The 12649-nt window shown below is 28.5% G+C and carries 11 protein-coding genes and 2 tRNA genes; 1 reads left to right on the top strand and 12 read right to left on the bottom strand.

All coding sequences use genetic code 11. The annotated features are described in order from the left end of the window. Positions 1 to 496: 496 nt before the first annotated feature. The 8 genes from KQI38_RS04085 to polA all read right to left on the bottom strand — a co-directional run bounded on the left by KQI38_RS04085 (position 497) and on the right by polA (position 10392). Positions 497 to 1015, bottom strand: a complete 519-nt coding sequence (locus KQI38_RS04085) for an adenine phosphoribosyltransferase (protein WP_094899359.1) — start codon at positions 1013 to 1015, stop codon at positions 497 to 499. A gap of 517 nt (positions 1016 to 1532) precedes the next feature. Next, positions 1533 to 2783 carry a GNAT family N-acetyltransferase gene (locus KQI38_RS04080; RefSeq protein WP_216556182.1) on the bottom strand — a complete coding sequence of 417 codons (1251 nt, stop codon included), beginning with the start codon at positions 2781 to 2783 and terminating at the stop codon, positions 1533 to 1535. Between the two features lie 295 nt (positions 2784 to 3078). After that, positions 3079 to 4440, bottom strand: coding sequence for an MATE family efflux transporter (locus KQI38_RS04075; protein WP_216556178.1), 1362 nt, complete (start codon positions 4438 to 4440; stop codon positions 3079 to 3081). 82 nt (positions 4441 to 4522) lie between these two features. Continuing rightward, positions 4523 to 4607, bottom strand: a tRNA-Leu gene (locus KQI38_RS04070). Positions 4608 to 4693: 86 nt separating this feature from the next. Then, positions 4694 to 6430, bottom strand: a complete 1737-nt coding sequence (locus KQI38_RS04065) for a peptide ABC transporter substrate-binding protein (protein WP_216556175.1) — start codon at positions 6428 to 6430, stop codon at positions 4694 to 4696. A 15-nt stretch (positions 6431 to 6445) separates the two neighbouring features. Then, on the bottom strand, positions 6446 to 7096 hold the full coding sequence (locus tag KQI38_RS04060; protein WP_216556168.1) for a lytic transglycosylase domain-containing protein: 651 nt from the start codon (positions 7094 to 7096) through the stop codon (positions 6446 to 6448). 19 nt (positions 7097 to 7115) lie between these two features. Continuing rightward, positions 7116 to 7733 (bottom strand): dephospho-CoA kinase, encoded by a 618-nt coding sequence (gene coaE / locus KQI38_RS04055; protein ID WP_216556165.1) that lies wholly within the window; start codon positions 7731 to 7733, stop codon positions 7116 to 7118. Continuing rightward, positions 7720 to 10392 (bottom strand): DNA polymerase I, encoded by a 2673-nt coding sequence (polA, locus tag KQI38_RS04050; RefSeq protein ID WP_216556162.1) that lies wholly within the window; start codon positions 10390 to 10392, stop codon positions 7720 to 7722. Before polA ends, coaE begins: the two co-directional genes overlap by 14 nt. Before the next feature lie 126 nt (positions 10393 to 10518). Here polA and KQI38_RS04045 point away from each other — a divergent pair. Continuing rightward, a tRNA-Leu gene (locus KQI38_RS04045) sits at positions 10519 to 10605 on the top strand. 133 nt (positions 10606 to 10738) lie between these two features. On the opposite strand, the gene KQI38_RS04040 is transcribed toward KQI38_RS04045, so the two are convergent. From KQI38_RS04040 to KQI38_RS22780, 4 genes are all read right to left on the bottom strand, one after another. Beyond that, a complete protein-coding gene (locus KQI38_RS04040) occupies positions 10739 to 10972 on the bottom strand; it encodes a hypothetical protein (protein ID WP_216556159.1) in 234 nt (77 codons plus the stop codon). Positions 10973 to 11356: 384 nt separating this feature from the next. Further along, positions 11357 to 12025, bottom strand: a complete 669-nt coding sequence (locus KQI38_RS04035; protein WP_216556157.1) for a nucleotidyltransferase domain-containing protein — start codon at positions 12023 to 12025, stop codon at positions 11357 to 11359. Positions 12026 to 12097: 72 nt separating this feature from the next. Continuing rightward, positions 12098 to 12241, bottom strand: coding sequence for a hypothetical protein (locus tag KQI38_RS04030; protein WP_216556154.1), 144 nt, complete (start codon positions 12239 to 12241; stop codon positions 12098 to 12100). A gap of 201 nt (positions 12242 to 12442) precedes the next feature. Beyond that, complete coding sequence (locus tag KQI38_RS22780; RefSeq protein WP_420857129.1) at positions 12443 to 12526, bottom strand: putative holin-like toxin; 84 nt, start codon at positions 12524 to 12526, stop codon at positions 12443 to 12445. Positions 12527 to 12649: the final 123 nt, after the last annotated feature.

The following is a 12649-nucleotide window of genomic DNA, read 5'->3' as shown; positions in this document are numbered from 1 at the left end:
CTTCCTATGCATTTTGAACCTTTTTAAATTTACTGGACTATTATTCTGTAGACCATATTTTCCCTAAACCTTAAATAAAATCATTTACTTTTACTATAAACCCCAATCGCTTAAGATAGTACTTTCCCCAGGCAATAAATTTTCAATATTTGTATTAGGTAAAGGAAAAAAAGCTTTTTTAAATCCGCCGAGTTGTGCAGGTAATATCTTAATTGTCCATCCTATTAGATTGATAAGGAATAAAAATAGTAATAGCATAAATACTAAAGAATTATGGAATTGAAGTAATACTATTAAATTTCTAAATCTATAATAATTCTCCAAATTGAATTTTGGTACTGCATCTTATGGTGATATAGTGATAATTACTGAATATATGGTAATAATGATAAATCTACCAAGCTCGGTAAATATAGTATAAAAAATCTCCATGAAGAGTGGAGATTTTTTATACTATATATTTTATTAATTATAATATATATTAATAATAGCTTTACTATCTATCATATTTAACTAATGAATTCGTATGGTAATTTGATAATTTATCTCTACCCTTTAAAAATTCTAACTCAATTAAAAACTCTAATGCAACCACTTCACCACCAATAGATTCTATTAATTTAACTGCTGATAATACTGTCCCTCCTGTAGCTAACAAGTCGTCTACTATAGCAACCTTTTTACCTTTCTCAATAGCATCAAAATGTATTTCAAGTGTGTTATTACCATATTCTAGTTCATATTCATGTTTAACTGTTTCTGCTGGTAATTTCCCCGGCTTTCTAATAGGAATAAATCCTATACCTAGAGCATAGGCAACAGCTGCACCAAGTAAAAATCCTCTTGCTTCTGGTCCAGCTATATAATCAACTTCCCTTCCTTTTAAATCATCTACTATTCTATTTACAACTTCTTGAAATGCTTCTCCATCCTTTATTAAAGTAGTTATATCCTTAAAACTAATACCTTTCTCTGGGAAATCTTCTATTACTCTTATTTTAGATTTAATATCCAAATAAATCCCTCCATATTCTTTTAAATATCATCACCTTATTAGTTTATCATATATAGAAAATTTTTCTATTATTTTTTATTATTGTTTCAATAAAATATGCTTCTTTCTAGTTTTAATCTTATTTTGATTCTTACTAGATAGAAGCATCTATTTACTTAAGTATAGATTTAATTGTAATCCTAAAATATTTATAATCACATCTATTTTTTAGTTTGTAAAAAGAGATTCTCATTATCTTCAATTAATTAAAAACATCTATAAGCTAATTATAGATATAAATTTTAACAACTAAGGACAGCTAATTATAATACTCTGAATTACGAAAGTTAAAACCAATAATGTATAACTATCCTATTAAGTCGACTTTTCCCTTCAATAAACCTCATAGCATCAAGTCTTTCTAAGTTTATCAAATCTGAAATAGTGACTTTCACAAAAGCATCCCCCTTGATTTAAGTATAATCAATTACTTAGAGATGGGTTTTTCTTTATTTTAACATTCACTTTTTATTATTATTTAAAAATCAGTATAACAAACTGGTTTTTGGCTACAGTAAAACGTTCTATCAATATCCTCCAAAAACTCTACGTTGTCTAGCTCTAAAAGTCCTAAATTATACATTCCTATTACAGATGTAGAGCCTAAGAATAAAGATGAAAAGTTTGCCATATTAGTTCTCATAGTTACATCAAACTTTTCCGAATCAGTATTTACAATTCCATCTATAAAGTTTACTACTATTTCAATTTCTTTATTATTCAATTCATCATATACCAAAAACCTTACCTTCAAATTCGAATTGTTATAATTTCTATGGGAACATTGTTCAAAAGCTTGCTTAATATCAAATAATTTATACATTGCACCTACTGCCTGAGTATTGCTTTCAATATATCCATATGGGATATAATTTAAGGAATCATTAAGTGGATTATCGAATAAATAGTGAAAATTCTCATCCTCTGTATTAAACACGACTAAATTTACCTGATCATCCTGCTTTCGAAGAAAGCCCAGAAGTTTCTTAAGCACATCTGTATTTTCATAAATCAATTCTTTTATATAAATATTATTTATGGTATAATTCCCATCCTTAGCGTTTTGGAATTTAAATACAAGATATCCATTAATATTTCCTTTTTCATCATAATTACCTATAATTTTGTTATATGGGTCATTTTTTAGATCTCTTATTTCATCTCCAATTTTCATTATCATCCCATGTTTTTTTGCAACTACCCTGCTGTGACAATCAAACAGTTTATCAAAGTCCTCTTTTTCTACGTATCTCAAGTCACTTTTTCCGAAGTATGCTGGAATTCTATCTGGAGGCAATCTGTATTGGTTCATCTTTGTACCCATTCCATAGCCCATTCTTTTATAAAAATCTGGTCTAAATGGCAATAACATTCCAATAGGAGTACCTTTCTTCTTATAAATTTCTTCATAAAATTCTATCATAGTTTTAGCACACTTTTCTTTTTTATGCATTAAATGCACACCTAAAAAACCAATACCTGACACAGGTAATATCTTTCCAAAACAATTCATTCTAAAATCAAAAAGTCGCATTACAGCAATTAACTTTTCACCTTCAAACATCCCGTAAAAAGTTACATCTGGATCATTTGTCATAATTTCCACAGCTATTTTTTTATATTTTTCTACTGCATCCTTTTCTAAATTCTTGAAGCTTGGGTATGCATTAAAAGCAATATCCGTATACGCATCTATATGTTCTTCATTTAATTGACGAATCTCTCTCATTTCTCCCTCCTGGTCTCTTTAATTTGTTATATCAAATAATATAATTGAGTAATCTTTTATTCTTAATATAATTGTATAAGAATATTCAAACAATAGCAAATAATAATTATTTTTCTATAATTATTTGACTATTTTTTATATATTTAACAATATATATTTTATATAGTTTCAAATTTCTTTCTAATCAAATCCTTATCACTACAACTATTATTTTGTTAAATATTAATAGATCGATGACTTATATATAAATCTTACTTAAAGAAACCCTCTATATATTTGTTTTTCAAAGGCCATATTATCTATTCTCAAGTAATAGCTTTTTAAATTGTATTGCGAAAACAACAACTGTCACAGTAACTGCTATAATATCTGCTATAGGCTCCGCAAAAAATACTGCAAATACTTTATCCTTAAAGAAAATTGGTAAAATATATATTAAAGGAATTAATAAAATGATTTTTCTAAGTAATGCCAAAAATAAGGAAATTTTAGCTTGTCCTATTGCTATAAAAGTTTGCTGGCAAGCAATTTGTGCACCAAGTACAACTCCTGCGCCTAGATAAATTCTCATTGCCCATACTGTAATATTCATTAGTTCTATATCCTTAGTAAATAAAGATACAAAAACTTTTGGAAATATCATCATAAGAGTCCATAAAACAAGTGAAAATATCATAGCGGACATAATAAGTAATTTAAAGGTTTCTTTTACTCGTTCATTATTTTTTGCTCCATAGTTATAACTAATTATTGGTTGAGCCCCTTGGGTTAATCCTGCTAAAGGTAAAAACATTATTTGCATTAAGCTTGAAAGAATAGTCATTGCTCCTACTGCAATATCTCCCCCATATTTTTGTAAAGAAGCATTTAAAGAGATATTTAAAAGACTCTCCGTACTGTTCATTATAAACGGTGAAATTCCTAACATAAGTACTGGAATTATAGCTTCTTTTTTCAATTTTAAATATTTCTTATGAATTTTAAGTTTTGTCTTTTCCCCCAACATAAATCTAAGAACCCAGATAGCTGAAACTGCTTGTGAAATTACTGTTGCTATAGCAGCACCTTGTACTCCCAAATTAAAGCCAAATATTAAAATAGGATCTAGAATTATATTAATTACTGCACCTATAACTACTGTTAACATACTGATCTTAGAAAAGCCTTGAGTTGATATAAAGCTATTTAGTCCCAAAGTAATCATTACAAATATGGTTCCAGCCACATATATATTTAAATAACTAAGTCCATAACTAATTGTTTCACTACTGGCACCAAACATCATTAATAACCTTTCACCAGTAATTAAGAAAAGAATCGTTAGAGTAATTGCAATTCCTACTAGAAGCGTAAAACAATTACCTAATATTTCTTCAGCCAAATCGTCTCTTTGTTCTCCCATTTTTATTGCAGCTCTTGGAGCACCACCCATCCCAATTAGTGAACTAAATGCTGTAATAATCATTATAATTGGAAATGTTACGCCTACACCTGTTAATGCAGTTGCTCCTATTCCTGGAATATGACCTATGTATATACGATCAACAATGTTATAAAGCATATTAACAAGCTGAGCTATAATCGCTGGTAGAGCTAAGTTTAATAATAGTTTACCTACACTCTCTGTTCCTAATTTATTAGTTATGTCTTTCTTCATGTAAAAAACCTCCCCATACTTAAATAAATTTTTATTTCAATAAAAAAACTCCATCATAGATGGAGATGTAGTTTATGTATTATGGTGCAGGAGAAGGGATTTGAACCCTCACAAGCTTTGCTTACTACCCCCTCAAGATAGCGCGTCTGCCGTTCCGCCACTCCTGCAATTAAATTACCTATACTATAATACTACATTTTTAAAGTTTTTTCAATATCATATTTCTTTCATGTATATTTGATTTATTAAATATTTATTGTAAATCCTTAGGTATATAGCATTTTTCTATTCCTTTATATGGGTTAAAAAATGCTGGATTTAACTCCCCTACTATTTTACTATCTACTAGCAAAGCCTTATTTTTAAAAAATAAACTTATATATGGTAAATCTTCTACTATGAAGCTTTGTAATTCATCATATGCCTTAACTTTTTCATCTCTAGAAGATTTAAGAAACACATTTTGAAGTAATTCATCCATATTTGGATTAGAATATTTAATAAAATTTGTATTATAAGGAATTTGTGAGCTATGGAATGTAAAAGACAAATCTGGAATTACAGATAATTGCCATCCAAGAAGAGCCATATCATAGTCACCAGCTCCTAGAAGCTGATTTACTTCTGTCCACTGTTCTTGAATATCTTCTACTGTAATATCCTCTTCTTTCTTATTTTCAGGATAAATACTAGCATCTATTCCCAGTTTTTTTAAATCATCTTTTATCATCTCTGCAGTTTTTAATCTCATTAGATTATATGAATTAGTTAAAATCTTAAGTGAAAGACTTTTACCACTTTCATCCTCTAATATCCCATCGTTATTCGTATCCTTCCACCCTAATTTCTTTAATTCTTCCTTTGCTAAATCTGAATTATAACCAAAGGTATTGGCTTTTTCGGATAACAACCAGGAATCTGGATGAATGGGTACATCTATTTGTGTTCCATGTCCTAGGTAAAGTTTTTGAATAATAGCCTGTCTATCTATTCCATAAGCGATAGCTCGTCTTAATCCTTCTCCTTTTTCTCCAGAAAATAATTCCTTTCCAAAGTTAAATCCTAAAAACTCATAATTTGAGGATACAAACTCTAATGCTTTAATCCTGCTATTTTGACTATACTTGTCCCAATCAACTCCTACAGTTGTAGCTATATTTATTTGTCCTGTCTCAAAGGCAGTTAAGATATCTTCTTCACTTTCTAACACCCTGCCTAGTATTTCATCAATATATGGCCTACCACCTCTATAATTATCGTTTGCTGATAACCTTATTTCCTTCATCTTTTCATATGTTTGGAATTTAAACGGCCCAGTACCTATTGGCTTATAATCATCTAATTGTAAAGCCTTAATGTAGTCACTATTACCTGATTTTCCTGAAGTAAAAGCATGTTTTGGTATTATAGGAAAAGTTAGAACTTCAAGATTATTGCTAAAAGCTCTATCAAAGGTAATTACTATATCATTACTGCCTGTAATAGTAACATCCATAATTCTTTTTATGTCTGATGTGCTTGTAGATCCCATTGCATTTGTAAACATTTGTCTATATGTACTATCTACACTTGCATATTTAATAGTATTTACTGTAAAGACTACATCTTCAGGCTTGAATTTCTCACCATCATGCCAAAAAATATTATCTTTTAATTTTATTTCAATAGTTCTCCCCTCATCTAGAATATTATAAGATTCAGCTAATTGACTTGCTACATTTAAGTCATTATCAAACTCGAATAGGCCTTCAAAAATAAGTTTGGAAAAAAAATAATAGCTACTATTCTCAGTCATTAATGGATTTAGTGTATTAAAATTAGTTAAAGGGACAACTACTTGACCCCCTTCCACAGGATCATATTCAATGGAGATTTTTGTATCTTCATCTATATCACCATTTCCTACATTTAATTCATTTTGCGCACATCCCACAGCTGTGACTGTTATTAAAATCATAAGAATCAAGCACAAGTATTTTTTGTTTTTCATCTTTCCCCCACCTTATCACACGTTTCTTATTATTTCTTTTATAATCTTTCTGATATTATGCAGTAAATTAATATAAAGAGAATCTTTATCACTAGGATTCATGATATATTTTTTATACAACGTACTATAAACTTTATAGTTTTGATTTACCCTTACTAAATAATCCTCAGTCTCCTTAAATGGAATAATAGACAAACTAGTTCTATCATTACTATATTTTTCATCTTTCAGCCATTTACTTACATTCCCGCTTCCTGCATTATATGCAGCTAAAACTAGTTCTAAATTATAGTCAAATTCCTTGAACAAAGTATCAAGATACCAAGTACCAATTCTTATATTTGTTTCAGGATCAAATAATATATCTTCACTATAATTATCTATTCCCAAAACTTCACTAGCCCACTTTCCCGTTGAAGGTGATATTTGCATTAATCCTCTAGCACCTTTTTGGGAAATAGCATCCTTATCATATTTACTCTCAACATTTATTATAGAAGCTACTAAATACGGATCCAAATCATATTCCTTAGAATATTCTACTATCATACTCTTATATCCTATAGGATAATTTGTTGTTAGTAAAATAATCCCTATTGTAAGTATTAAAAATATAGTAGCTATAAATATAATTATTTTTTTAATCTTTTTTATAGTTTTAAACAATAGAAGAACCCCTCCAAGATTAGATTAATTCCTTTAACAATTTATCTACCTGTTCTTTCAAATATTCAACATCTCCACTATTATCAATTGTCTTGGAAGACCTTGCTTTTTTATAGTTTATATCCATCTGTGCTTGCATTTTCTTTAAAGCCTCTTCTTTTGATATTCCATCTCTCTTCATCAATCTTTCTATTTGAATATCCTTCTCTAGATATACCAACCATATTTCATCGAAAGTAATATTATATTTCTCCCAGAGATCATATTGCTCAAACAATAAAGGAATGTCTAAAAATACAATTCTTTTCTCCAAAGATAACTCATCTATTTTTAGTCTTATGGATTCAAATATATATGGATGAATAATGGTGTTTAATCTTTCTCGACACTCCTTATTGCTAAAGATAATTTTTCCTAGCGCTTTTCTATCTATAGATTTATCATCCAGCAATATCTTTTCGCCAAATTCCTCAACTATCTTTATATACGCTGGTTTATTAGTTTCAACAACTTCTCTAGAAATTTTATCTGCATCAATTAATGAATATCCCTTATCTATAATCATTTTAGAAACTGTAGATTTTCCAGTGGATATTCCACCTGTTAATCCAATTAATATACAACTATTTAGTGTCATACCAACTATCACCTACCTCTAAATCTACTATAAGAGGTACATTTAACTTTATTGAATTTTCCATTACATTTTTCATTATATCTTTTACTTCTTCAATTTCATCTTTTTCTGCTTCAATTATCAACTCATCATGAATTTGTAGTATCAATCTTGATTTCAGATTCCTTGTTTTTAGCTCATTATATACTTTAACCATAGCCATCTTTATTATATCTGCTGCTGAACCTTGTATAGGTGTATTCATGGCTATACGCTCACCAAAAGATTTAATATTAAAGTTTTTTGCCTTAAGCTCTGGAATATATCTTCTTCTATGAAGAATGGTTTCTACATAGCCTTTTTCTTTACCTTCCTCAACTATATTTTCCATATATTCTTTAACCATCTTATAGTTTTTCAAATAGTTATCAATATACTCCTTAGCCTCTTTTCTTGAAATATTTAAATCTCTAGATAAACCATAATCTGAAATTCCGTAAACTATTCCAAAATTTACTGCCTTTGCTCTACTTCTCATTATAGAGCTAACCTCTTCCTTAGGTACGTTAAATACTTCTGAAGCAGTCTTTCTATGAATATCCTCATTGTTAATAAAAGCTTCCATTAGTTTAGAATCCTTAGATATATGAGCTAATACCCTTAGTTCTATTTGAGAATAATCAGCATCTACAAGCACATAATTATTATTCTCTGCAATAAAAGCTTTTCTAATTTTTCTACCATCGTCTGTTCGAATTGGTATATTCTGTAGATTTGGTTCTGTACTACTTATTCTTCCAGTAGTAGTTATAGTCTGATTAAAACTTGAATGAACTCTATTGGTATCTTTGTTAATCAAATTTAAAAGTCCATCTATATAAGTTGATTTTAGCTTTACTATCTGTCTATATCTAAGAACTTTATCAACGATAGGATGTTGATCCTTTAGTTTATCTAAAACCTCTGCATCAGTTGAATATCCAGTTTTAGTCTTTTTAACAATTGGCAAAGATAACTTATCAAATAAAATTTCTCCTAATTGCTTAGGTGAATTGATATTGAATTCTACATCAGCTAAGGTATATATCTCAGTTGTTAAGGAGTTTATTTCTTCGTCATATTCCTTGCCAAGCTTCTTTAGTTCATCTGTATCTATCTTAAATCCATAGTATTCCATACTTCCTAGGACTTCTACTAAAGGTAGCTCAACATTATAATAGAGGTCTAACATCTCTTGCTCTTTAATAATCTCCTTCATCTTAGACTCTACATTCAATATTGTATCTAGTGTAAATGAAAGACAATTTCCTATCTCTTCTTCACATAAATCACTAAAACTTCTTTTACTCTTACCTTTCCCCAATAAAGATTCTTCATCCATACCATAGATATTCAAGTATTCTTTGCTAATCTCATTTATAGTATATGAAGATTGAGCAGGATTAATTAAATATTGAGCTATCATAGAGTCGAAAGTAATATTATCTATCTTAATTCCTAATCTTGATAATATTACTATATCAGATTTTAAATTATGCCCTATTTTTTCAATAGACTTATCTTCAAAAATTGATTTAAATCTATCTATAAAGTTCTTTTTATCCTCTTGTAGATAAATAATTTTAGTTGGAACACCTTGAGTTTTAATACCTAATGCTACTATTTTATCTTCAATATAATTATTATTAGATATAATAAACTTAAATCCAAATTTTCCTTCCTTTTTGATTGTATGGATTAACTCATTATAACCTAATTCTCCTATCATACTATATTCGAGGTTTATACTTGTCTCTTCATTATTATCTGTGAAATCATCAGAAAACTTTCCAAGTAAACTATTGAATTCTAACTCTTTATAAAGCCTCTTTAAATTTTCCCAATCTGGCTCTTCAATCTTTAGTTCCTCAAAATTTATGTCCATAGGTACAGCAGTCATAATCTCACCAAGTTTTTTACTTAAAAACGCAAGATGTTTGTTTTCAATTAGGTTTTCCTTTAATTTCTTCCCACTAATATTCTCTATATTTTCATAGATATTTTCAATTGTACCATATTCTTTTAATAATTTTAGTCCCGTTTTTTCTCCAATTCCTGGTACTCCTGGGATATTATCGGATTGATCTCCCATTAAACCCTTTAAATCTATAAGTTGTTCGGGAGTAATTCCATATTTCTCTATTATTATATTCCTATCAAACTCTTCTAATTCAGTAATTCCTTTTCTTGTAATTAAAACTTTAGTATTATCTGTTGCTAATTGAAGATAATCCTTATCTCCAGTAACTAAAATAACTTCTAACGAACTTTCTTCACCCATTTTTGCTAAAGTTCCTGCAATATCGTCTGCCTCAAAACCAGTTAGCTCTAAATGACGAACCTTCATAGCATCTAGAATTTCCCTTATAATTGGAAATTGTTGTACTAATTCTGAAGGTGTAGATTGCCTATGAGCTTTATATTTATCGTACTCCTCATGTCTAAAAGTAGGGCCTTTTTTATCAAAAGCTACACAGATATAATCTGGTTTTTTCTCCTCTTGTACTTTATATAACATAGTCAGAAATCCATATATGCCATTGGTATATATGCCATCTTTAGTGGACAATAATGGCAAAGCATAAAATGCCCTGTGTAGCAAAGAGCTACCATCTATAATTATTATTCTTTTCTTATCCATCTTATCACTCCATTCTATACTCCATTCTTCTAGTATATCTTAAAAGATGGTTTGAGTAAACAAAAGCAAAATAAAAATATTGATTAATTATTGATTATGTGCTATTATATTCTTTGTAATAGTTTTGCCGGTGTGATGGAATTGGCAGACGTAGTGGACTCAAAATCCACCGGTGGCGACACCGTGCCGGTTCGAGTCCGGCCACCGGCACCATTACTACTCGCACGAACAGTAGAATATATGAGAAAAGATAGGAAGTAATATTCCTATCTTTTTTATTCATAAACAAAGTTGCTATATTATTCTAATAATCAAAAGAAAGCTGGGCACACAACAATAAAAAAACCTAATTAGGTTTTCTTTTTTTATAATAACGTACAATAATCTCAAATATCAAATCTAGTCCAACTATCATTGTGATGATATAAAAAATAAAATCATTTCCTAGATATTCTTCATAGTAGTTATAAAAAAATCTTTTAAAAATAAAATAACCCACAATTAATATAGTTATGATTAAACTTATGGTCCTCCGATGTTTTTTGCGAAAATCCATTAAATTTCCAATTTTATTACTCATATCCATACCCCTTTACTATAATTATATCTCTAGTATATCATCCTTTTCATCTTCTGTTAATTCCATAACTCCTAAAACCCATTTTCTCTTGAGTAAAGCACATTCCGATATATAAAAAGACCTTTCCATAGGGTCTCTTTACTGTTTAATATAGAAATAAAAACCCTCTAATAAAAATCAAGTATTTTTTAGTAGGTTTTCAAATTTTTTCTCTATTTAATTTTTAATATACAAAATAGACTAAACTGTTTTTTCTGTTTAGCCTGCTTTTTACTGGTATCCATTAAAAGTTTATGCTGTGTTTTAGAACAATGTTAAAAATATATAAGCATTTAGGAGAAGTAAACAGACTTCCCTAATCTAACTTTAAAAAGTATTCAGTTTCTAAAATTCTTTGAAGAGATTGTGAAATAGAACTTCAGTTTGCGAATCCACTTCAAATCTTTTACAGAATTTATCAAAAATATATTTTATATCATCTTCAAAATTATTATTAAAACTTAAATCAGTAATTTTCAATGAAATAAGACTCTCTTTAATTTCTTCTAATAAATCATATGCACTGTCAGTTTTATTACATAGATACTTTATAGTTCCTCTATGTAATAACCTTAATACCTTATACCATTCTGGTCTATTAGGTATGTAATTAGATTCTACTTGTTTTCTTATAATTTCTCTATTATCTATGATAAAATTTGTATCATATTTCAAAAGAACTATACTGTTTTGCAAATCTTGTTGTGAAATTGTTTCCCTTATGTCCAAATCGACAGAAATGTTATCCTGATAAATCAAGATTAATATACCTTTAGGGTTTTCAGTAAAATTGATCATTACTGGATTGCCATATAGTGAAATAATTTCATCAACTTTATGACTATCAATGTTGCCTAAAATTATTAAGTCTATGTCAGAAAATTTTGTTGCTGTGCCTTTTGCTAAAGACCCCTTTAAAATCATTGAAAATCTATTGTTTTTACAAAATTCATAAACAGATTCAATATAATTTTTATAATTTGATGAAGGATAATCTATTTCAAAATTAAGCATAATAGCCTCCTTTCTAATCAAAAACAATACTAACTCTGAAATAATTACAAGTATGCACTTGTTAAAGTTTGCCTATATACCAATTATAACATTAATTAATAGTTTTCTAGTTAATTTCTTATTTTCATCTATGAGATTTTTATTATCTGATAGACTTTTATTATTATCTAGAGTAATTTTATTTAGCTGTTTCCCAATATTTTGGTTCTCCGCCATATATTTGTCAAATATTCTTAATTTCAAAATAAAAAAACAGCCTCAATTAAACTGTATATTGACTATAAAATATAATTTTTTTAATGTTTACTTTAGTCTATATTTTGGTATAATATAAATAAGGTAATCGACATCACAAGATGTGATTCCACCTTAAGGGTTAAATAATTCTAATCACCCAGCGTTGGTGGCGCAGGGTGATTATTTTTTTCCTTTACTATTATCCTTTGTAAGCATAACAATTAAGGAGATTAGCGATATAATTAGCATACCAAACGAAATCATTAAATTAAATATAGTATAATTAATAGTGAATAGATAGTTTAATATAACTATTTATTCACTATATTTTTTATAAAGTGAAATTATTAAATTAACTATATCTATTTAGTATATATAGTATAATAT

Origin of the sequence: Tissierella carlieri (genome assembly GCF_018917285.1) — a bacterium.
GTDB classification, from domain to species: domain Bacteria; phylum Bacillota; class Clostridia; order Tissierellales; family Tissierellaceae; genus Tissierella; species Tissierella carlieri.
This window is presented reverse-complemented; position numbering and strand designations above follow the sequence as displayed.